Annotated in this window: 21 protein-coding genes, 1 pseudogene and 1 riboswitch; of the genes and pseudogenes, 15 read left to right on the forward strand and 7 right to left on the reverse strand. The window is 49.9% G+C overall.

From position 1 onward, the window contains the following. Nucleotides 1-200: 200 nt before the first annotated feature. The 3 genes and pseudogenes from ABEA66_RS25980 to ABEA66_RS25990 form a co-directional block, all read left to right on the forward strand. On the forward strand, nucleotides 201-416 hold the full coding sequence (locus tag ABEA66_RS25980; protein WP_079913781.1) for a helix-turn-helix transcriptional regulator: 216 nt from the start codon (nucleotides 201-203) through the stop codon (nucleotides 414-416). Next, a complete protein-coding gene (locus ABEA66_RS25985; protein WP_079913688.1) occupies nucleotides 413-790 on the forward strand; it encodes a hypothetical protein in 378 nt (125 codons plus the stop codon). The genes ABEA66_RS25980 and ABEA66_RS25985 overlap by 4 nt, the downstream gene beginning before the upstream one ends. Nucleotides 791-1394: 604 nt before the next feature. Continuing rightward, nucleotides 1395-1637: pseudogene (locus ABEA66_RS25990) on the forward strand (group II intron reverse transcriptase/maturase); the annotation flags it as partial. Nucleotides 1638-1670: 33 nt separating this feature from the next. Here ABEA66_RS25990 and ABEA66_RS25995 read toward each other — a convergent pair. Continuing rightward, nucleotides 1671-2369: a hypothetical protein gene (locus ABEA66_RS25995; protein ID WP_079913687.1), complete on the reverse strand. Its 699-nt coding sequence runs from the start codon at nucleotides 2367-2369 to the stop codon at nucleotides 1671-1673. Between the two features lie 311 nt (nucleotides 2370-2680). On the opposite strand from ABEA66_RS25995, the gene ABEA66_RS26000 reads away from it, so the two are divergent. Together ABEA66_RS26000 and ABEA66_RS26005 are read left to right on the forward strand one after the other, a co-directional pair. After that, a complete protein-coding gene (locus ABEA66_RS26000) occupies nucleotides 2681-2869 on the forward strand; it encodes a hypothetical protein (protein ID WP_345592132.1) in 189 nt (62 codons plus the stop codon). 918 nt (nucleotides 2870-3787) lie between these two features. Then, nucleotides 3788-3929, forward strand: a riboswitch (cyclic di-AMP (ydaO/yuaA leader). A 106-nt stretch (nucleotides 3930-4035) separates the two neighbouring features. Further along, complete coding sequence (locus ABEA66_RS26005) at nucleotides 4036-5871, forward strand: APC family permease (RefSeq protein ID WP_345592134.1); 1836 nt, start codon at nucleotides 4036-4038, stop codon at nucleotides 5869-5871. A 14-nt stretch (nucleotides 5872-5885) separates the two neighbouring features. Here ABEA66_RS26005 and ABEA66_RS26010 read toward each other — a convergent pair whose 3' ends face one another. Next, nucleotides 5886-6020: a hypothetical protein gene (locus tag ABEA66_RS26010; RefSeq protein WP_264082052.1), complete on the reverse strand. Its 135-nt coding sequence runs from the start codon at nucleotides 6018-6020 to the stop codon at nucleotides 5886-5888. A 117-nt stretch (nucleotides 6021-6137) separates the two neighbouring features. Beyond that, nucleotides 6138-7496: an adenylosuccinate lyase gene (purB, locus tag ABEA66_RS26015; protein WP_345592137.1), complete on the reverse strand. Its 1359-nt coding sequence runs from the start codon at nucleotides 7494-7496 to the stop codon at nucleotides 6138-6140. 266 nt (nucleotides 7497-7762) lie between these two features. Here purB and ABEA66_RS26020 point away from each other — a divergent pair, with 266 nt between their 5' ends. The 3 genes from ABEA66_RS26020 to ABEA66_RS26030 are packed head-to-tail and all read left to right on the forward strand — an operon-like array spanning nucleotide 7763 to nucleotide 10628. Next, nucleotides 7763-8263, forward strand: a complete 501-nt coding sequence (locus ABEA66_RS26020; protein WP_345592138.1) for a TRAP transporter small permease — start codon at nucleotides 7763-7765, stop codon at nucleotides 8261-8263. Then, on the forward strand, nucleotides 8264-9562 hold the full coding sequence (locus ABEA66_RS26025) for a TRAP transporter large permease (RefSeq protein ID WP_345592140.1): 1299 nt from the start codon (nucleotides 8264-8266) through the stop codon (nucleotides 9560-9562). 28 nt (nucleotides 9563-9590) lie between these two features. Further along, a complete protein-coding gene (locus tag ABEA66_RS26030; RefSeq protein WP_345592142.1) occupies nucleotides 9591-10628 on the forward strand; it encodes a TRAP transporter substrate-binding protein in 1038 nt (345 codons plus the stop codon). Nucleotides 10629-10947: 319 nt separating this feature from the next. Here ABEA66_RS26030 and ABEA66_RS26035 read toward each other — a convergent pair whose 3' ends face one another. The 3 genes from ABEA66_RS26035 to ABEA66_RS26045 form a co-directional block, all read right to left on the reverse strand. Beyond that, on the reverse strand, nucleotides 10948-11562 hold the full coding sequence (locus ABEA66_RS26035; RefSeq protein WP_345592144.1) for a stalk domain-containing protein: 615 nt from the start codon (nucleotides 11560-11562) through the stop codon (nucleotides 10948-10950). A 209-nt stretch (nucleotides 11563-11771) separates the two neighbouring features. Next, nucleotides 11772-12746 carry a glycerophosphodiester phosphodiesterase family protein gene (locus tag ABEA66_RS26040; protein WP_345592146.1) on the reverse strand — a complete coding sequence of 325 codons (975 nt, stop codon included), beginning with the start codon at nucleotides 12744-12746 and terminating at the stop codon, nucleotides 11772-11774. Nucleotides 12747-12929: 183 nt separating this feature from the next. After that, the gene (locus tag ABEA66_RS26045; RefSeq protein WP_345592148.1) at nucleotides 12930-13742 is read right to left on the reverse strand and encodes a GNAT family N-acetyltransferase; all 813 of its coding nucleotides are present in this window, start codon (nucleotides 13740-13742) and stop codon (nucleotides 12930-12932) included. Between the two features lie 160 nt (nucleotides 13743-13902). On the opposite strand from ABEA66_RS26045, the gene ABEA66_RS26050 reads away from it, so the two are divergent. Next, on the forward strand, nucleotides 13903-14490 hold the full coding sequence (locus tag ABEA66_RS26050; protein WP_345592151.1) for a YdeI/OmpD-associated family protein: 588 nt from the start codon (nucleotides 13903-13905) through the stop codon (nucleotides 14488-14490). Nucleotide 14491: 1 nt separating this feature from the next. On the opposite strand, the gene ABEA66_RS26055 is transcribed toward ABEA66_RS26050, so the two are convergent. Further along, nucleotides 14492-15139 (reverse strand): DUF2306 domain-containing protein, encoded by a 648-nt coding sequence (locus tag ABEA66_RS26055; RefSeq protein WP_345592153.1) that lies wholly within the window; start codon nucleotides 15137-15139, stop codon nucleotides 14492-14494. A gap of 143 nt (nucleotides 15140-15282) precedes the next feature. Between ABEA66_RS26055 and ABEA66_RS26060 the strand changes: the two genes are divergently transcribed. From ABEA66_RS26060 to ABEA66_RS26085, 6 genes are all read left to right on the forward strand, one after another. After that, the gene (locus ABEA66_RS26060) at nucleotides 15283-15855 is read left to right on the forward strand and encodes a DJ-1/PfpI family protein (protein ID WP_345592155.1); all 573 of its coding nucleotides are present in this window, start codon (nucleotides 15283-15285) and stop codon (nucleotides 15853-15855) included. Between the two features lie 46 nt (nucleotides 15856-15901). Next, a complete protein-coding gene (locus ABEA66_RS26065) occupies nucleotides 15902-16354 on the forward strand; it encodes a GNAT family N-acetyltransferase (RefSeq protein WP_345592157.1) in 453 nt (150 codons plus the stop codon). A gap of 18 nt (nucleotides 16355-16372) precedes the next feature. Beyond that, nucleotides 16373-18214, forward strand: a complete 1842-nt coding sequence (locus ABEA66_RS26070) for a sensor histidine kinase (protein WP_345592159.1) — start codon at nucleotides 16373-16375, stop codon at nucleotides 18212-18214. After that, entirely contained in the window at nucleotides 18201-19070 is an 870-nt protein-coding gene (locus ABEA66_RS26075; protein ID WP_345592161.1) for a response regulator transcription factor, read from the forward strand. The genes ABEA66_RS26070 and ABEA66_RS26075 overlap by 14 nt, the downstream gene beginning before the upstream one ends. Nucleotides 19071-19245: 175 nt before the next feature. Next, on the forward strand, nucleotides 19246-19602 hold the full coding sequence (locus ABEA66_RS26080) for a DUF2294 domain-containing protein (protein WP_079913675.1): 357 nt from the start codon (nucleotides 19246-19248) through the stop codon (nucleotides 19600-19602). Between the two features lie 287 nt (nucleotides 19603-19889). Further along, nucleotides 19890-20972 carry an ABC transporter substrate-binding protein gene (locus tag ABEA66_RS26085; RefSeq protein WP_192703289.1) on the forward strand — a complete coding sequence of 361 codons (1083 nt, stop codon included), beginning with the start codon at nucleotides 19890-19892 and terminating at the stop codon, nucleotides 20970-20972. Nucleotides 20973-21017 lie beyond the last annotated feature (45 nt).

Below are 21017 nucleotides of genomic sequence, written 5' to 3' on the forward strand. Positions count from 1 at the left end.
TCCGGATTTTGTTAGAGGGGTAACCAGGAAGACGCGCAAAATGTACGCTAAGGAAAGATAAAGTCTTCAGTTTCAGAGTCTAATGTGCTGCAACCCTTTTTACCTTTGTACCTGTACCTTTATGTAAAGATATCTTTACGTAGAGGGATGACTAGGTTATAATGAATGTAAAGATATCTTTACTTCAGAAGATGGTGAATATGATAGTCCACAATAGGATCCGCGATCTAAGAATTAAAAACAATGTTACTCAACTACAATTGGCACAGGACTTGCAGGTAACCAGGCAAACAATAATTGCGATCGAAAACAACCACTACAATCCAAGTTTAGAATTATCGCTAAAAATTGCACGTTATTTTAAAGTAAGCGTTGAAGATGTATTTACTCTCGATCATGAGGAGGAATCTTTGTGAACAAGCGAAAGACAGTCATTAGTTTCTGGCATTTACTTCTTGGGTTTTTGATCGCATTTGTTATCATTTCTATTATTGAACAAACCATTAAATGGGAGCTATTTATAGCGATAGTGATTGGTTCTGGGATGGCTGAAATGGTGCGGAGAAGAAAGCAAAAAAAAGAGGGTACGCCCGAAGTTGATGAGAGAGTTAAATTTCTGATGCAAAAATACATGAATATCGTTTTTATATTCGCTTTAATTGTCTTAAATGGGTATTTGTTAATTAATCAATATTTGGGTAATACAACTATCCCAATCAACCAGCTTTTCATCTTTAACTTGCTGGTATTATTCGCGCTTTCTACTACTGCCATTATTGCGAAACGTTAGTTCTAACCATGCTGTTGTAGATGTTATTGAGCTACCCCGAGAATTTCACATGAAACTAAGCCCCTGCTTTTGTGTTTTTTTTAAAACTGTGCGCTATAGAATTTATGTGAAATCAAGATGGTTACGAGGCTGTCGAGGTGGTGAGAGCCACTTGAAAACCAAGATTCTCAAGCCTTCGAACTGCCTGCTTCCTATGGCCTCTTGCTGTCGTTTTTCGAAATAGCTACCGGCTAAATCTTTATAATCTTTGCCGCGCGTGAGGAGATGATAAACAATAGTCATGATGGAATGGGCGGCCGCCAATGCCGCTCGGTGTCTGCCTTTGCGGCTTGCGATGCGTCGGTACTGAGCTCCGAGATAATTGTTGGATCTGCAGACGGAGTGGGCGCAACTTCAATGAGTGCCGATCGAAGGTACTTATTTCCTTGCGAGTTTTCGAGGATTTTCACTTGCCGGCACTTTAGAATGAAATTAAGGAGCTAAGCGGTTTGTTCTCGCTTAGTTCCTTGGTTTGTACGCCCAGCAGGGGCGTCATCTTTAGGGTGAAAGTCCCGAACGGGGGCTGGCGAACGCCTACCGTTAGCCAAGAGCAAGAGGGTGTCCTCGGCAAAGAGAACCGGTGAAGCCGTATGGGTATGTCGGAGCGCCGAGTTCTTCATCGGCACAAGTCGCCCTTTCCTCTCGCGAAGCCCAGAACGACTTGCTGGAGCGAATGCTCGAAGGGGAGAACCTTCGGCTCGCATACAAGCGAGTGATCCAAAACGGAGGAGCACCCGGCGTGGACGGTGTAACGATAGCCGAGCTACAAGCTTATAAAAAAGCCCCTTGGAAAGCATCCCAAGGGGCTTCGTGGACCTCTATGCAGTATAGATTTGCTTTCTTATTGTTGTGTCAAAGGGGCCCATACAGTTGTGTTAACCCAGTTGCCATTAAGTTTATATTTGAAATCTGCCCCCATAGATAATCCAACGGTTACTATTAACCCTGGTTCAGACTCATTAAAATTGAAAGTAGTCAGTGTACCCCAATCTGAAGCTTTATAGTTGTATGTGTTGTAAATAATTGTGTCACCACCAACTATGCCATATGCTACTGCTTTAACTCGTGGTTGTCCTGCTTGTTCAGTGATATCATAGCCTGATTTCCCTGTAATATTTTGAATAACTGTTCCATTAGTTCTGAAACCGGCAAAACCCGCCCAATTTACACTAATCGTTCCAGTTGCATATACACAAGCTTGTATATAACTATTATTCTCGCAACCATTTCCACCATAGGTTATACTGGAACCTGCAACTTTAGAATTTCGATTTGCAGGAATAATAAATTCGCCAGTTGCTTTTGCATTTTGAATAAGTCTTTCTAGTTCTGCAGCACCACCTTTTAATTCCTGTCTAGTAATCGTTAGCTCAACACCATCTTTTTTGACTACTTGTTCGAAAGTGTTTAGCACTTCCAACCCGAGAACTTTTTGCTTACTGGTACCTTCCTGCGCTAAAGCAGATCCAGCAAAGAGGGTAAAAGCAAATACACAAGCCAAAGATAACCTACCAATTCTACGAATAATACCTGCTACCATAATAATTACCTCCTTTATCAATATATGGTAATTATATCCTATTAAATTTACAATATCTACCTAAAATTATAATATTTATTATATTTTGTTGTATAATAGATTAATCCTTTAATCTTAACAAGTGAAAGGTGGGTATTAATATGTATTATTTAATAACCCCAGCTGGAATAATTTTGTCAATATTTTTTTTACTTGTGGTATTATTAATCATTAGGTTATTAATCAACATCAACAATCGATCCAAATAAGATAATAATCACGAAAATAAAAAACGTTGAGTTGATCCTTCTATCTGGAAGATGTAGCCAGGCGTGACTACAGCTCGCTCTTCCGGTTTTCCGATTGAAGCCCAACTCGTCGGGCATTGCTGGAAAAGGCTGCAGGCAGCCGTGGCAGCAACCCGGCTTCTTCTGGACGAAGTAAGGCCTGATGATTGTCCGGTGGCGGCGGCTGTAGGAAGAAAATATAAAGTAATAAAAAAACAGCGGCAGTCTAGATGATAGCCGCTGTTTCGATTTATGGAATAATCTCTGAATGCTAGAAGGATCAACAAAACAGTTAAAATTACTATAATCGTTTAAATATCTCCATTTCTTTTTGAACCTGGGGTACGTGGGACTGATCTGCCCATGGTGAAGAATGTAACTTCTTACACCAGGGGATTCTGGAAGGGGCACTTTTCTTGTTACGACCACTCTTTTCTTCCCCGTACCAACAATGACCATAGAACGTTTTTACCGACAAACCAAAACTCGCCATCGTTTTATGACGGGAAGACGAAGTTGGAATGAATTATATTCTTCGCAACGGCGAGTATATCGTTCTGGTTGAATCTTTCCGCTCGGTTTGGCTCGGATCCATATGAAAGATATAAAGAACAATGTACTCAATGGAATGCACGTCTCAACGAAAGTGTAATGCGCCGGCGCTTTCGCCGAAATCCAGAAAGTTACTTAAAGCAACTTGAGGAAAAATATAGTGCGTTGGTTATTCCGTCGTAGTTTTTTTGAGGGAGGGAGATCGATCTGAAATGGTTGCACTTCTCTTCCTCTCTCTTCTTGGTTTGATACGCTTAATAATTAGCCAATTTTTCAAGAAGCTCCATTAAGTAACTTTCAAATTGTATTTGGAAGTATTTTTTTTATAAAGCAATCCCTTATAGTTCATAGAATCTTCTTTAGCTTTTACACTATACGAAATAAATCCTTCACAGTAAGAGTTCCCTTCTTAATAACCGGAGGGAACTATCCCCTTTTTTCAATAAAGAAAGCAATTTGATAAAAAACGATGCGAGATGCACGGCTGTAGAAATGTATGCGCTATTTTGACTAAAGGAGAACAGAAATTGGTTTATTTATCGGGACGCGTCACATTTACAACGGAATCATTAGAAAGTAATATTCAATCGTTGCTTGAATAATTTCATAAAGCTTAATCTTCGAAAGAAGAGCGGGGGACCCATCATTAAGGGGTGAATCCTATTGCGTAGAGCAAAGGAAGGGCATGCTTCTCACAGCCCTAATCCGACAGCTAACCTCGTCAGCGGAAGTGAGAAGGAGAGATGAACACAGGACTCTTGCCTTGTGTTTTTTGTGTTGTTACAGGACATATTAAACACTAAGATGGTTTATTACGCCAATTCTTTTGTTATCGGGGTGCACGCAGTGTGACAACAGATTCATTAAAAAGAGTTATTTTCGGCAGGCCGCTGAAATCCAATGAGCTGGAGCAAGAAAAGATGCCGGTTTGGAAGGCGCTTCCGATATTATCGTCGGACGCCTTGTCGTCAGTGGCTTATGGAACGGAACAGATTCTGATTGCGCTGGCCGCAGTTGGATCGGTTGCAGCCTTTGCTTATTCCCTGCCGATAGCGATCGCTATTATTTTGCTAATCACGATCCTGGTTATCAGCTACAGACAGGTCATCGACGCTTATCCTCAAGGCGGCGGAGCGTATATGGTTTCCAAGGAAAACCTGGGGATGGCGTTCGGAAGATTAACCGGTGTGTCGTTGTTGATTGACTATACGCTGACGGTTGCGGTTTCCGTATCCGCCGGAGTGCAGGCTATTACGTCCGCCTTTCCTGCTGCGATCCCTTATATTGTACCGATCGCCCTGTTCCTGGTTTGGCTCATGGTATGGTTAAACCTGAGAGGGACCTCCGAATCCGGAACGGTATTTGCCTTCCCGACGTATTTCTTTATTCTCTGTGTGCTGGTATTGATCGGCAAAGGGATATTTGATTTGATCACGGGCGCCAGTCATGCGAATGCCATTCATGTTATTCCGGGAGCAGCACCGGCGGGACTGACGATGTTCGTTTTGTTAAAGGCTTTCTCCTCCGGTTGTTCTGCGGTTACCGGGATTGAGGCGATTTCGGATGCGGTGCCGCATTTTAAAACTCCTTCCAAGGACAATGCCAAGAAGACCTTGCTGTCGCTGGGGATTTTGCTGGCCATTATCTTCGGCGGGGTTACCATCCTGACCATGGCATATGGCGTAACGCCGGATCCGAGAGGGCATACCTCCGTGCTGTCCATGGTAACGGAGAGTGCATTTGGCCGCGGTGCCATGTACTATGGGACGCAAATCGCGACGATGATGATTTTGACACTCGCTGCAAATACGAGCTTTAACGGCTTTCCCATTCTGGCATCGATCATGGCTCAAGACAAGAACTTCCCGAGAATGTTCGCTAACCGTGGAGACCGCTTGTCCTTCCATTTTGGGATTGTTACCTTGGGCGTCTTGGCCAGCCTTCTGCTGATCGCCTTCAGAGGAAAGACCGATGCACTGATTCCTTTATACGCCATCGGTGTCTTCTTGTCCTTCACGCTGGCTCAGAGCGGCCTGGTCCGCAAATGGTTCCGGGAGAAGCAAAAGGGTTGGCAGGGCCGGCTCTTGATTAACGGCTTGGGGGCTCTGGTCTCGTTCGCTGTTCTCATTATTTTTTGCGTGACCAAATTTGTGGAAGGCGCCTGGATTGTCATTATTTTGACGCCGATTCTCTTATGGTTTATTACCAAAATTTACGACCATTACGAGGATGTCGCGGATCAGCTTCGCATCAACCTGGATGAGCCGCTTCCCCATAGGGAATCGATCATCATTATCCCGATCGCAGGGATTCACCGGGTGGTTGCCGCCACGATTTCTTATGCCAAGACGCTGTCGCCCAACGTAGTCGCTTTCTATATCTCGTTTTCCGATGAAGATGAGGAAAAGATGGAGAAGAAATGGGAGCAATGGAATCCCGGGGTACGGCTGGTCGTATTCCGGTCCCGGTACCGGACGATTGTGAAGCCGCTGGTCGATTTCATCGAGCGGATCGACGCGCACGTCAAAGAAAAGCAGACCATCATGGTGCTGCTTCCCCAATTCGTAGCGAAAAAATGGTGGCACCGCCTGCTCCATAACCAATCCGCTTATCGCATTCGGTCCCGGCTGCTGAAGGAGAAGGACGTTGTCGTAGCTACCGTTCCCTTCCATTTAAGCGAATAAAGAAGAGAGAGCTGTTAGGCTCTCTCTTCTTTAGTGTCTTCCTCTTTATTAGGTTCATTCGGGACGACGATATAGCTATGTTCATTGGTCTTGACGGACCAATCCTCTTGCGAACTGAAGAGCTCGTTTAACAGGGTGTTGATTTCCATGGAGACTCACTCCTTCATTCTGTATCGGCCTATTCAGCATAGTCCCTGCTTCTTAAGTTAACCTTAAAGTTGGAGGACTATTCCATGGTAAAGACAGGAATGAAGGGAGCTGCGGCATTACTGAATGTGCCGGACCAGCTTGTCCGCGATGCCGATATAGCTAGACGGCGTAAGACGAAGCAGCCGTTCTCTCTCGGCGTCAGGCAAGCCTAACCCATGAATGAAATCGGCAATGCGCTGCGGCGTTACTTCTACGCCTCTTGTGAGCTCCTTCAATTTTTCATACGGATTCTCATAACCGACGCGGCGCATAACGGTTTGAATCGCTTCGCCGAGCACTTCCCAGCTTTCGTTCAGATCCTGCTGAATCGCAGGCTCGTTCACCGACAAGCTGGAGAGTCCGCGCAGAGTAGCGGCCATAGCGATATAGGAATGGGCGATCCCGACACCCATATTGCGCAGGGCGGACGAGTCGGTCAAGTCGCGCTGAAGCCGCGAGATCGGCAATTTGTTGGCCAAATGATCGAGCATGGCGTTGCTGACGCCCATATTGGCTTCGGAATTCTCAAAGTTAATAGGGTTCACCTTATGCGGCATAGTGGACGAACCGACTTCGCCGGCGACGACATTTTGCTTGAAATACGCAAGCGAGATATACTGCCATACGTCGCGGTCGAAATCCAGGGTAATATTGTTGAAGCGCATGATCGAATGGAACAGCTCAGCCATGTAGTCGTGGGATTCGATCTGCGTCGTCAACGGGTTGTAGGTCAGCCCCAGGTGCTCGACGAAGGAGCGGGCGATATCTTCCCAAGGCGCGTCCGGATAGGCGATCGAGTGCGCGTTGAAGTTGCCGACCGCACCGTTGAATTTTCCGAGGTATTCCTGTGCTTTGATTTGCTTGAGCTGGCGGTTCCAGCGGTATACGAACACAGCAAGCTCCTTGCCAAGTGTCGTAGGGCTCGCCGTTTGCCCGTGGGTACGGGACAGCATCGAAACATTTTTCGCAGCCTCGGCCATACGGGTGACCTCAGCCGTCATTTTCTCAGCCATCGGCAGCCAGCCGCTTTGCATGCCGTTTTTCAGCATCAGGGCGTGGGACAGGTTATTGATATCTTCCGAGGTGCAGCTGAAGTGAAGGAATTCCTTGACGTCAGCAAGGGTTGTCGGATCCAATGTTTCCTTCAGGAAATATTCGACAGCCTTCACATCATGCTTGGTCGTACGCTCGATTTCTTTGATGCGCAGTGCGGATGCATCGTTGAATTGCTCGGTGATGCCCCTCAGAAACGCGATCTCTTCCGCAGTGAATTCGCGCACTTCTGCAATCTCGGGCCTTTGGGACATATGAATCAGCCATTCGACCTCCACAAACACCCGGTACTTCATCAGAGCCCATTCCGAGAAATGCTCTGCCAATACTTCCGATTGTTCCTTGTATCTCCCGTCCAGGGGGGATATAGCTTTAATTGACATCGTTCAGCCTCTTTCTGTTCATTTGACCGTTTGTAGTTTCCTCCAACATAAAAACCATCATTCCGATTATACAATATGCCCTAAGCCTTTCACTACCCCATCTGTCCGAATCAAGGGGCTGCACGCCGGCAAAGACCTAAAAAAATTACAAATAAATCTAAAATCCATGGCGTACCGTTTCCGCTCCATATTCTTTACAATAGGTTTTGTGACCAAAAATGTAAGTGCTTACATCACATATTTGCAAGCCTGAAGGGGGATGAAAGGTGAAAGCTCTGAAAAAAGCGTTTTTGTGGATCGACAGCTTTTTTGAGACCTTTTCCATGGCGGCGCTGCTGGCGATGATTCTTATCGTAACGACCCAGGTGTTGACCCGGAAGCTGTTTCATTTCGTATTATTTTGGTCGGAGGAGGTGACGCTCCTGCTGTTGGTCTGGTTCTCCTTCCTTGGTATCGCGTACGGTTTTCGCGAGCACCTGCATCTGGCCATCGATTCGTTTACAAGCAAGTTTCCTCCCAAAGTCAATTGGGTACTGGATAAGACGATTTATGCAAGCACGTTCGCCTTCGGTATCTATCTGATCCTATCCGGTACCGAGTTTACCATCCTCATGAACGAGAGCACGCTGGCGGCGACCAAGCTTCCCAACAGCGTCATTTACGTGGTGATGCCGATCACGGGCCTGCTTGTATGCGTGTATTCCTTCCTGCAGTTTATCGGGATCGATACAAGAAGGCATCGAGGCATTGAGGAGGGAGAGCATTAAATGGAAGAAACAACAATCGCCATACTCATTCTTACCGTCAGCTTCGTAGCTCTGATGGTGCTGCGGTTTCCTATCTCGCTGACGCTGGCGCTGTCTACATTGCTGACGGTGATGTATCTGGATATCCCGCTGGCGGTAGTCGGCCAACGGATGATTCAGGGCATCAGCTCGTATTCACTCCTGACGATACCATTTTTTATTCTTGCCGGACATATGATGAGCGAGGGCAAGCTTGCGCTGCGGCTCGTGAATCTCGCCCAGCTGATTGTCGGCGGGATACGGGGCGGACTGGCGATGGTGAACTCGGTCGCCTGCATGTTCTTCGGTAACATATCCGGTTCGGCGGTAGCGGATGTGTCCTCGATCGGCTCCGTCATGATCCCGATGATGAAGAAAAAAGGCTACGATACCGACTATGCGGTAGGAGTTACCGTATCCTCTGCGATTCAAGGGGTGGTCGTTCCTCCGAGCCACAATCTGGTGCTGTACTCCTTGGCGGCGGGGGGCGGCGTCTCCATAGCCAGTCTGTTCCTTGCGGGTATCATCCCCGGACTGATTCTCTGCATCTCCCTGATGGCGACAAGCTACGTGTATGCGATCAAGCGGGGGTATGCCAAAGGAGACCCGGTGGAACGCAAGGATATTCCGAAGATCGTGCTGGATGGCTTAATGTCGCTGATGACAGCGGCTATTATCCTCGGGGGCATCTTCAGCGGCTGGTTTACGGCGACGGAGTCGGGCGCATTGGCCTGCTTGTACGCCTTTATCCTGACGTTTGTCATCTACAGGGACATTCCGGTCAGCCGCATGTGGGTGATTTTGCAAAAGACGTTCCGAACCGTCTCCATGGTGCTGTTCCTTATCGCCGCATCCGATGCGTTCAGCTGGCTTCTGGCTTACCTGAAAATTCCGGCCATGGTGACCGATGCGATGCTGGCCATATCGGACAGCCCGATCATCATCCTGCTTATTATTAATATCGTGCTGCTGATTCTCGGCGCCCCTATGGATATGGCTCCGCTTATTTTGATCATGACGCCGATCCTGCTCCCTGTCGTAACTCATCTCGGAATGGATCCGGTCCATTTCGGCATTATTATGATGCTGAACCTGGGCATCGGGCTGCTGACGCCGCCGGTCGGGACCGTGCTGTTCGTCGGCTGCGCCATCGGGAAAATATCGATCAGCCAAGGAACGAAAGCGATGATGCCCTTCTTCTATGTGATGTGCGTCGTGCTGCTCGTGCTGACGTATGTGCCGGATTTAGTGATGTGGCTGCCTAATATGATGAAGCATTAATAATTCAAATAAAAGGGGAAGTGTACGAATGAAACCGTTCATCCAAGTGGTAAGCGTCCTTTCATGCTTGATTATGGCCGGGGGTGTCCTTGCAGGCTGCAGCACCAAGGACCCTGCTAAGCCGACGACAGCCGGGGGAGATAAGAAGGTCGAAGGGAAGAAGTATACGTTCCGCCTGGCGGACACGCATCCGCCGGATTATCCGACTGTGATCGGGGATAAAAAATTCGCCGACCTGGTCAACGAGCGTACGAACGGCCGCATCAAGATCGACGTCTTCCCTTCATCCCAGCTAGGGGAGGAAAAGGCAGTCATCGAGCAGGTTCAGCTCGGAGCCATCGAATTCACCCGCGTCAGCAGCGGACCGTTGGCGGAGTTCAATAAAAACTTCGGCGTCTTCAGCCTCCCTTATGTGTTCGACAGTGATCAGCATCTGTGGAAGTTTCTGGAGAGCGATAATGGCAACAAGCTGCTGGACAGCCTGGAAAGCTCCAAAATGAAAGGTCTGGCCTATTACAGCTCCGGCGCCCGTAACTTCTACTCCCGCAAGCCGGTAACCAATCTGGCGGAGCTGAAGGGCCAGAAGGTTCGCGTCATTCAGAACAAGATCAACATCGATCTGATGTCCGCACTCGGAGCCAATGCGACGCCTATGGCTTACGGCGAGGTCTTCAGCTCCCTGCAAACCGGCGTAATTGACGCGGCCGAGAACAATTTCCCGAGCTATCAGTCCTCGAACCATTATGAAGTGGCGAAGCATATGATTCTGGATGGGCATCAACGCGTGCCGGAAGTGCTCCTGATCAGCCAATCGGCCTGGAATAAGCTGTCCGAGGAGGACCGCAAGATCGTGAAGCAGGCCGCCATCGATTCTGTCAAAACCCAGCGCGAATCTTGGGATAAGTACGAGAAGGACGCAGAAGCCAAGGTCCGTGCGGCCGGCGTAACCATCACTGAGGTGAAGGACGTTAAGCCTTGGCAGGACGCGGTGAAGCCGGTTATCGAGAAATATCGTCCGGAATATAAAGACGTCTTAGAGCAGATTGATGCGGCCAGGAAAAAATAAGCGAGATGGAAGCGGCAACCCCCTGCACTTGTGTAGGGGGTGATGTTTTTGAGAAGCCGACGGAACTTGAAATATTGCCTATATACTCCGGTGAGGTATGCCCCTCCGGCCAGGCTTCCGAAGCAGGCTTTGCTACGCAAAGCCCATAGCTATTGAAACCCGTGAAAGTCATTAGATTTAGTGGTATTTTCACGGGTTTCAAAGGCGGACGTAAACTCCTACAAGGCATACCCCACCTCCATATTTGCAAATTTCCCGGTACACGAGGTTCACAACAAACCAACCCCCCTGAGCAGATGCACAGGGGGTTGTTGGGTGGTTATTTAAGTTTATAGCGATAGAAGTAATCGTTCTGCATTTGCTTGATGACCGTCTCACGGTCCGTTTTAATATCGTAAGGAAGCCGTTTGGAATCCCCCAGGAGAGTGGTCTTATAGACGCCCTTCTTTTTATTCAGAAGCTGCGTATTGGTAGTCAGAACCGTCTGGTCCTTATTGAGCCTCTCCAGAGTAAACACCGGCTCGCGGTCGAGATCTTGGGAGACCTCATAGACGATCTCGAGGGAGATCGACCCCAGATAATGGGTGCTGTCCAAGGACGTCATCATGTCATATTTGGGTTCGGCCGACACAATCTGTACGCCCTCATTCTTAAGAAGCGGGTAATTGCCTTCCGGCTGCTTGAAGTGGATAGCCTGATTGGCGCCATCCCAGGTCACCTCATAGCCTAATGCTTCGCTTACCAGCCGTAACGGCACGTAAGTTTTTTCGTTATACATGATCGGAGTATCCTCCGACGTGTCAATCAGCTTGCCGTTATCCACCAGCTTGAACTGTGGTACCAGGAGCGCGGCGATTTCTTCGGAAGCTTTGGCGGTAAATGGCAGAAGAACGACGGCTGCAGCCATTAAAGCAATGGTCCATGATTTTTTCAATGTTAGTTTCCCCCTTTGATGAATCATGTTTAATGGTTTAGTCCATTATTTACCAAATGGGGGATGGGGGACAAGGGACGATCGTCTCATTTTGGGCGGGACAAGGAAGCAGGGACTTCTGTCGCCCTTTATGCCAGCGGTTCTCCGTGCAGAAAGCCCTTGTACGGCTCAAGCGAAGACGGATCACCAGGAACGACGATGATTCCCGTTCATTTGCCTCTGTACATAGGTGCGATCAGGTCGATGCGATTGGTCCAGATGCCCCCTGTGTATCCGCGCGGCAGACGCTCTACGTCCTCCGGCGTATCGAATCCATGGGAAAACTCCGAGCCGTCTCCTCCGACCACGATCACTCGGGTGTCGGCCTTCTCCATACGCTCCAGAAAACGATTCGGCCATCCCCACAAGTAAGGAGCATATTTCTCCGGTATATGAATTTGAGTGTGCTCTATGGAGGAAGGAATAAAGCCGGTCCAGCCCAGCGCTTCGTATGTAAGCAAGGAACGGATGAGCGAAGCCTTGGACATCGTTCGCAGGCCGGGCAGCAGCTCCTTCACCGCGGCGACCGGCTGATCACCTCCGTATACGGTCAGCTGCTCAAGCCGGTTGGCCGGCAAGGTTTTAAGATATTGGGCAAGCTGAACCCCTTCATCAGGATCATTGCTCTTCACGTGAATGAGAAAGGAGCGGTCGGGAAAGGTAGAGAGCACCTCGTCGAGGGTCGGCATCAGCCCGATGCCTTTTCCGCGAAAAGGATAGGTTTGTCCCCCGTCAGCCGTATAGCCGTATCCGATATCCAGGGCTTGGAGCTCGTCAGCCGTATGATCTCTGGTCACCCCGGTACCGTTCGTCCGGCAATCCAGCGTCCAGTCGTGAAATACGACGAATCGTCCGTCCTTGGTAGGCTGCACATCAAACTCTACGATATCGGCTCCCTCTCTAAAGGCTGCGTTCATGGAGGCTATCGTATTTTCCAAATAAGGGTGCTCCGGTGCATAGATTCGTTCCGCCGTACAGGTATCATTGGTAATACCCTCCATAGGGAAGGTTTGGGCGAGTCCGCGGTGCGCCAGCAGCAGCGGGGCCCCGTCTCTTGAGGGAGCCAGGCGCGAGCTGTTCGTGATATAAACGATCGCTGCCGCTATTAGTAAGATGACAAGGACTTTTCGCTTGGTGATCCTCATCCTTCAGTGACCTCCTTGAATGGCTTGCTAAGTTCATGGGCATTCTTATAGCCTTTAGTTCAAGCATAAACAATAGAGCTGCACGCCACAATGAAAGGAGGATAATAGATGGATGATACCATGCAAGTCAGAAGGAATTTATAGGTTCATTGTATTCACAATGATGATCACCAATCTGGCTCGCTAAGCCAAAGTCCAGACGGCCCGCGTCCAAGCCAGGTGCAAACCAACCCGCATCATATTGTTCTGGCTGGTGCTGGCAAAGCCGGCTTGAGCGGTGACAAGCTCGCAGTCCTCCTTATAAGCTTCATGCATGCGGCGCTGCAAAAGGGCCGTCTGCAATCCTCTCCTTCTGTATACAGGGAGGGTGGCTGCCAGAGCGCACGAAGCGATCCCCCCGCTGCTATACATGGCGGCTACGGCTGCCGGTTTCCCTTCTACACTTGCGAGAAATAATCTCCATCCGGGCCTGTGCAGCAAGCCGATGTTATTATGGATGAAATGATGCTTGTGTTCTATAGACATGCCGGACGCTGTACAATGCACCTCGGCGTATTGGTCAAATAGGCCGTGATCGGTAACCTCATCAATGTCTACCGTATCCGGAAGCGCAGGCAATTCCCGCAGCGGCAGTCCGTAAAGGACAGAATGAAACCCCTGCTGAATCATTCCATGGTCCGTCAGGGCCTGGAACAGTCCAGGGCTCGAGCCGGCAGGGGAGATATCGACCAGCGGCTTTCTGTCTCTTTCCCTATAAAAGGCGGCGATGTCCCCGACCTTGTCCGTATCTTTGTCAGATAAACCTTTTACGCTGTTAAATACACCCCAAGGCATCGTTCGGATATAATAAGCGGTCGTGCTGCCGAAGCTGCGAACGTCGACGCCCTCGGGATTTCCGGGACGTTCCCCGATCGAGCGGATTCTTGAACTGAAGAAGTCGGTTTCAGCCTGCTGAAGACGCAGGGCAAGCGTTTCGGTTAAAACAGGGTATCGCATGGGCGGCTTCCTCCTGAATAGGGTTTTCTATATAATATATCATGAATAAGCGACAGGAAAATGAAGCCCTTTAATGGAATTAATACTATAGATGTGCAGGACATGGAAGGGAATAAAGAACAGTATCAGTGCGTTTTTCTGCCCTAAAGGAGGGATAACGATGGAACCTGTTTTTTTTGCCTCTCCGGCCGAGTTTCGTGCCTGGCTTGAAGAGAATCATGATAAGGCTCAATCCTTGCAGGTCGGCTTCTATAAAAAAGGCTCCGGCAAGCCGAGCATGACGTGGCCGGAGTCGGTAGATGAGGCGCTGTGCTTCGGGTGGATCGATGGCGTCCGCAAAGGTATTGACGACGTCAGCTATACGATCCGGTTCACTCCCCGCAAACGCGGGAGCATTTGGAGTGCTGTGAACGTTCAGAAGGTGGAGGAGCTGACGAAGCTCGGGAAAATGCGCCCGGAGGGGCTTCGCGCCTTTGCCGAACGGAAGGAGGAGCAAACGGCTGTCTACGCTTACGAGCAGGAGAAGGACGCGGAGCTTGGAGAAGCGTACGAGGCCTTGTTTCGTGCCAATAAGAAGGCATGGGACTACTTTCAGGCGCAATCCCCGTCCTACCAAAAGACAGTCGTTCATTGGGTTGTCAGCGCCAAGAAAGAGGAAACCCGGTTAAAACGGCTTCATGAACTGATCAACGATTCCGAGCAGGGAAGGGTCATCCGTCATCATAGATGGAAGAGCCCATCTAAATAGATCAAGCGGTTAGTGTGGTGCGCACGGGTTTCCTGCGGGACAGCCGGATGAATATCTCGATAAACACCAGATTCCCGATCCAGCACAGCCAAGCGGACAGCCGATAGGGAGGCTCCATCGGACCGCTGAACAGCGGGGTCAGCGCCAGCAGCCAGACGCGAAACGTAACGGCAGCCAAGGTAAGAGCGTAGCTGCGCAGCATCCATTCCTTGTGGGCCTGAAATCGTTTGCTTACGGCCTTTTTGACGGATATCCAGGTTGTTAGCACCCATAGAACATCCAGGGTAAAAAAGCCCAGTCCGGCCATCCACCCTCCGGTAGCGAAGATGGATAAATAAATGCTGATCAGTCCGCTCGCCGTGATGGAGAACACATAGGTATAGCCTAGGATGCGGTGGATCCGAATTCCTTTTCTTTTCGGCCGGATGAACAGCTGAAACGGTCCGATAGCGACAGCCAGACAGGCAGTGATGATGTGCAAATACAGTACATAAATCCAGGGCGCATAGTGAAAGTCCGGCTTTTGCAGCTTTTGAACGATCAGACCCGCCTTATGGGGGTCTGACAATCCGTACTGCATAATAACGTAGGCAAGCAGAATCAAGGCTAACAAGGAAACGACGAACCGTACCGAGATGGTTTTGAGCATTGAAGGCTCACTCCTCTACTTTAGTTTTTATGCTATACAAGACGATGGGGAAAGAAACGCCCCTTCATTTTTTTGGAAAATACTTTTTTGGTAAAATATTGGACAGGCTGAGCATCCAAAAGCATACGACGGGAGGGAGCGTCATGGGGAGAATCCTTTGCTTTATATCCGAGGATTTTGCGGATTTTGAAATTACGCTGGCTTTTCACAAAATCAAAAACGCAGGCAAGAAAGAAGTGCTGTGTGTCGGATACGATCATCAGCCGGTGATCAGCGAATCCGGCTTGACGTACAAGCCGAATGCCACTCTTGCCGAGGCGATGGAGCTGCAGGACGTAGAGGGGCTCATCATTCCCGGCGGACCTATACGAAAGCAGCGGCAGGAGCTGACGGAGCTGATCCGGAAGCTGGACAGGGAGGAGAAGCTTCTGGCTGCAATCTGCAACGGCCCGCAATATTTGGGCAGAGCGGGCATTCTGGCTCACAGGAAGTATACAACCTCCTGCTCGGTTGACCGGATCCGGCAATTGGACGTAGAGGACCCGTTTCCGCGGGAGCGCTACGTGGAGCAGAGAGTAGTAAGAGACGGACATGTGATAACGGCGAAGGGGCGCGCATTTGTCGATTTTTCCTTCGAGCTGTTTGACTATTTACAATTGTACGAAGGGCGGAGAGAGGAGCGGGATCAGCTGTTCCGGGACATTATGAACCGCTGAAGAGTTGAACCGCAGCCATCTCCGAATCTCGAAATGGGGGATTAGTATGATAATCAGAGAGTTAAAGCCGGGCGAACCGTATCCGATGGACCTGCTGCTGCTGGCGGATCCCGAGGAGCCGGTCATTCGGACCTATATAGACCGGTGCCACTGCTATGTAATGGAGCATGAAGGCGTGATTGCAGGGGTCGTAGCGCTTCTGCCCACAAGACCGTTAACGGTCGAAATTATGAACATAGCGGTACTGGAGAACATGCAGGGGCAGGGCTTGGGGAGAAAGCTGCTTACGCACGCCATCCAGGCGGCCAAAGAGCAGGGCTGCCATACGATAGAAATAGGAACGGGAAACTCGAGCGTCGGGCAGCTGCATTTGTACCAAAGATGCGGCTTCCGGATTCACGGTGTGGACATGGACTATTTTGTGCGGAATTATGAGGAGCCGATTTACGAAAACGGACTGCAGTGCAGAGACATGATCCGGCTGAAGCAGGAGCTGTAACCAAGGGGTGATCCACCCGTGAAGATATGGAGCAAGGCCGTCGGCGCGTTCCAGCGGGTTGTGCTGCTTCGGAATCGGACGCTAACGGTCAAAATGTTGTTTTACTCGGCATTGATCGTCGTATTCCCGCTGCTTCTTGTCGGAACGATATCGTACCAAAGGTCGTCCGAGGTGCTCGAGCAGGAGGCGGGGCAGTACAGCTGGCAAATCATCGAGCAGGTGAAAGCTCATGTCGAGTATTACGTGCAGGATTTCGAGATCGATACGCTTCGCATCATTAACCATCCCGATATGAACCGCTTCCTGAAGATGCGGACGATGGAGGAGATGAAGCAGAGCGGGATTCAGACGGACATCGAGCAGGTATTGAAAAACGCCGCCTATTCCCGGTCGGATATCAGCAACATCACCGTCATCGTTCACGATGAACAGGTCATTGACGCCATAGACTACGATAGCCCTTACTCGGCCAAGCAGCTGCGGCAGGAATACTGGTATGCAACGATACCGGAGGACAGCTCGCCCAAGCTGATAAGCCGCGTCATTCGAGGCCGGGATCATCAGGAGCAGGTGATCTCCATTGTGCGCCGCTTGATCAGTCCGAATACGCTTGAGCCGATCGGGATCATGATCATGGACGTCAATTTTAAGCGGATCCAGGAGATAGCCGAGAAGGTGGCGATCGGTCGAACCGGCTTCCTCTACATCATCGATGCCCAGAATCATTATGTGTACCATCCCGATTTGCAGCAGGTCGGAAAGCCTGCCAACGGCAAGAGCTTCGAGAGGATGCTTGCCCAAGAGAGCGGCTCGATGACGGATCAGGACAAGCCGCGCAATTTTCTGACGTTCAGCCTATCGCATTATTTGGGCTGGCGGCTGGTAACCTCTATTCCTTATGCGGAGCTGACGAACGGGACTGCCTATATTGGACGGACGATCCTCTGGACGCTGCTTGGTTCGCTTGCCGCTGCGTATTTGCTGGGAATCGGTTTCGCGGCAAGCCTGGTAAATCCGATCCGCCGGCTGCAGCGGTTTATGAAGAAGGTGGAGGTAGGGGACTTCTCCGGCAAGCTGGAGGTCCGCTCATTGGATGAGATCGGCTTGTTAACGCACGGGTTCAACAAAATGGTCGAGAAGCTCGAGGGGCTGCTGGAGGAAATTTATTTCACCCGCCTGCGCGAGACGGAGGCCTCCTTGCGTCAGAAGGAAACGGAGCTGAAGGTGCTGCAGTCGCAGATGAATCCGCATTTTCTGTATAATTCGCTGGAAACGCTGCGCGGTATGGCGCTCGAGCAGGATATGGACGATATCGCCTCCATGTCAGCTTCCCTGGCCAAGCTGCTGCGGTACAATCTGAAGAGCACCTCCCCTACGGTTATGCTGCAGGAAGAATTGAGCTTCTGCGAGGTGTACCTTCGGATCCAGAAATACCGGTTCGAGGATCGTCTCGAATATGAGCTTGACGTCCCGCCGTGGGCATTAGAGCAGCAGATTGCGAAATTCTCGCTGCAGCCTATCGTCGAGAACAGTATGATTCACGGCATCGAGCCGGGTGTCGGGCTGATGCATATCCGAATTACCGCGGAGCGGGATTCCGGGCATTCCTTCTGCGTCGTCATCCTCGATACCGGCATTGGCATGTCGGAGCAGCAGCTCCGGCGCATCCACCGTGACCTGGAGGGAAAGGATGTGCTCGCCGGGGGAGCGCATATCGGCATTGCCAATGTGCACCGGCGGATCGCCTATTTGTACGGTCCGGAGTTCGGAGTATCGCTGCAGAGCGTAAGCGGTCACGGAACCGTGGTCCGGATCCGGCTTCCTTATGAGGAGAGGAAGGAGCTTCTTGAGGAAGTATAATGGAGCCATGGGAGCGGCAGGCTTACCGCCGCAATCCTTAGAACGGGCCGTCCATCCCAAAAGCAAGGAAAAGGAGGCTGGAGCATCGGTGTACCGCGTGCTGCTGATTGATGACGAACGGTGGGTGCGTATCTCACTGAAGAAAGTGATTGAAAAAACGGGCCTGCCCTTTCATGTCGTTCACGAGGCGTCGGACGGGCTGGAGGCGCTGGACTGGCTTAAGAGCGGCGAGGCGGACCTTATCCTGACGGACGTTAAGATGCCTGTGATGGAAGGTCTTCGTTTCGTTCAGGAGCTGCGGCTTAACGACCGTACCCAGTCTATTATCGTAATAAGCGGCTACGATGACTTCCAATATGTGCAGCAGGCACTTCGTTCGGGTGTGTTCGATTATTTATTGAAGCCGGTGGAGCTTGAGGAGATGCGGGCGTGCTTAACCAAATGGATGAATCAATACCGTCCGCCTTCTGATGAAGCGGCCCGCAGGCCGGCCCCTCTTTCTAAACCACTGGAGCAATCGCCGATCGGGCAGGTGCAGGACTATATACGCGCCCATTTATCGGGGGACATTACGCTAACCAAGGCCGCAGCTCTTGTCCATCTGAATCCGAGCTATTTGAGCCAGCTGTTCAAGCAGCAGCTAAACCGTAATTTCATCGATTATGTGGCGGAGATGCGGATGGAGGAGGCCAAGCGGCTGCTGAGCGCCACCTCGCTACGGATCAGTGAAATTGCCGACCGGGTCGGCTATTCGGATGTTGCGTATTTCAGCAACACGTTCAAGAAATGGAACGGCTGCACGCCCTCGGAGTACCGCAGAGAGCCGGGAAAAGGCTTGAGCGGTCCGGAGAACTAAGCCTGACCTAATGAATATTTGTTTTTCATTCGGAAAATTCCCTGATTTTTGTTAAAAATTAGGACTGGAAGTCTTTTTATAGAAAGAAATCCGAACGATTGCTTGAAAAAATGGCGTGAATTCAGTATTATTAACATAGATTCGAATCCGATGACAGTTTTAGAAGGTGAACCTTGTGTCCCTAACCGATTCTAACGAATTCAAAAAGAAGCTGTGTCACATCTATAACGAGGTGTCAAAGGAATTGTTCGGATTCGGCACTACTTTGCTTAAAGCATCGATTGAGGGGAACATCATCACGTTTCAAGCCAGGCACCGCCGCTCACCGCGGTCTACCGCTTTGGAGGGCGAAGCGCCGACGCTGAAGTACGAGGTTGATTTTTACATGTCATCGATCTATAAGAAGCGAATCCGTGAAAGACTTGAGCAGGAGATGGGGCTTTCCATCGAAGCGGTCCTCCGGGACTATGACCCGCCGACACAGTGGGCTTTCACGAATGTCATTTTGGTCGATAGCGACCGTACAACGTAAATAGACCGGCGTTTCTCCTCGGATCTATCTGAAAAGGAAACCGGGCCCGCGTAAGACAAAACAGATCCGCTGGACATTGTTTACAATGGAAGGTGCTCTTGTTAGAAGCTTTTATTCTATCAGGGGCACTTTCTTTTTTTCTATAAGCAAGAGGGGGCATCGGCTGCGTTATTTAGAGAGCGTAGGATACGTGCATAGATTGCCGAATTTGCAAAATACTACTAAATATTTCATGCAGCCGATTCTTTACGAAATTCCATTAATTAACCTTTGGAGGTCAAACGACGATGCAAAAGAAATGGGTACAAGGCATACTTTCACTTTCTGTTCTGGGACTGGCACTGACCGGATGCGGTGCGCCTAAAGAGCAAGGAGGAGCGGCAGCGGATAATAAAGACGGCAAAGGAGCGCCGACACAGCTGGTGATCTCGACCTGGGGCTTCTCCGAAGACTTTTTCCGTAAAGAAATTTACGAGCCGTTCGAAAAAGCGCATAATGTCAAAATCGTGCTTGAAATCGGCAACAACGCGGACCGCCTGAACAAAGTTAAACAAGGCAGCTCTAACGTGGATGTCATGTACTTATCGGATTACTATGCACAGCAAGCTATTGATGCGGGATTGTTCGAGAAGATCGACCGCAGCCGCCTGACGAACCTGAAGGACATCTATGATGTAGCCAAAGCGCCGCTCGGCGAAGACTACGGTCCTGCTTACACCATTGGCCAGCTGGGTATTGCTTACAACCCGAAAGCGCTTGGCGGCAAAGAAATCAAATCCTGGGCAGACCTGTGGAGTCCGGAGCTCGCCAAAAAGCTGACGATGCCTAACATTACAGCCACCAGCGGCCCGATGATCGTGGATGCGGCTTCTATCGTAGCCGGTAACAGCACGTTTAACGAAGATCAAGCCTTCGCCAAATTGAAGGAGCTGAACAAATCCGTCGTTAAATACTACGGACAAACCTCGGAATACGTTAACATGCTGGCGCAAGGCGAGATTGCAGCAGGACCGATCATGGAGATGTATGTGAAGGATTTGAAAGCCGCTTCCCCTGACGTGAAGTTCGTAACCCCGGCTGAGGGCGGTTACGCGGTTATGAATACCGTTAACGTCGTTAAAGGAAGCAAGAACAAGCAGCTGGCCGAGGATTTCATCAACTGGCACCTGAGCAAGGAAGCACAGGAGAAATCTGCGAAAGCGCATATTGACTCCCCGGTTAACACGACGTTGAACCTGACGCCTGAAGAAGCTCAAGGCATTACTTACGGAGCTGACGTTGTGGCCAAGCTTCGCAAGCTGGACATGAAGTTCGTCAACCAAAACCTGAAAAAATGGATCGACCGTTTCAATAAAGAAGTAACGCAATAATCGCAATAGGGAAGCATTTCATTTGAGGGGTATATGACATGACCA

The sequence above is a fragment of the Paenibacillus vulneris genome (assembly GCF_039543185.1).
Classification (GTDB): domain Bacteria; phylum Bacillota; class Bacilli; order Paenibacillales; family NBRC-103111; genus Paenibacillus_S; species Paenibacillus_S vulneris.

Excerpts from the sequence above, each read along its gene's own strand:
- ABEA66_RS25980 (WP_079913781.1), top strand. The coding sequence starts at position 201 with ATGATAGTCCACAATAGGATCCGCGATCTAAGAATTAAAAACAATGTT.
- ABEA66_RS26040 (WP_345592146.1), bottom strand. The coding sequence starts at position 12,746 with ATGAGGATCACCAAGCGAAAAGTCCTTGTCATCTTACTAATAGCGGCA.
- ABEA66_RS26055 (WP_345592153.1), bottom strand. The coding sequence starts at position 15,139 with ATGCTCAAAACCATCTCGGTACGGTTCGTCGTTTCCTTGTTAGCCTTG.
- ABEA66_RS26010 (WP_264082052.1), bottom strand. The coding sequence starts at position 6,020 with ATGGAAATCAACACCCTGTTAAACGAGCTCTTCAGTTCGCAAGAGGAT.
- ABEA66_RS26085 (WP_192703289.1), top strand. The coding sequence starts at position 19,890 with ATGCAAAAGAAATGGGTACAAGGCATACTTTCACTTTCTGTTCTGGGA.
- ABEA66_RS26025 (WP_345592140.1), top strand. The coding sequence starts at position 8,264 with ATGGAAGAAACAACAATCGCCATACTCATTCTTACCGTCAGCTTCGTA.
- purB (WP_345592137.1), bottom strand. The coding sequence starts at position 7,496 with ATGTCAATTAAAGCTATATCCCCCCTGGACGGGAGATACAAGGAACAA.
- ABEA66_RS26030 (WP_345592142.1), top strand. The coding sequence starts at position 9,591 with ATGAAACCGTTCATCCAAGTGGTAAGCGTCCTTTCATGCTTGATTATG.
- ABEA66_RS26065 (WP_345592157.1), top strand. The coding sequence starts at position 15,902 with ATGATAATCAGAGAGTTAAAGCCGGGCGAACCGTATCCGATGGACCTG.
- ABEA66_RS25995 (WP_079913687.1), bottom strand. The coding sequence starts at position 2,369 with ATGGTAGCAGGTATTATTCGTAGAATTGGTAGGTTATCTTTGGCTTGT.
- ABEA66_RS26045 (WP_345592148.1), bottom strand. The coding sequence starts at position 13,742 with ATGCGATACCCTGTTTTAACCGAAACGCTTGCCCTGCGTCTTCAGCAG.
- ABEA66_RS26060 (WP_345592155.1), top strand. The coding sequence starts at position 15,283 with ATGGGGAGAATCCTTTGCTTTATATCCGAGGATTTTGCGGATTTTGAA.
- ABEA66_RS26050 (WP_345592151.1), top strand. The coding sequence starts at position 13,903 with ATGGAACCTGTTTTTTTTGCCTCTCCGGCCGAGTTTCGTGCCTGGCTT.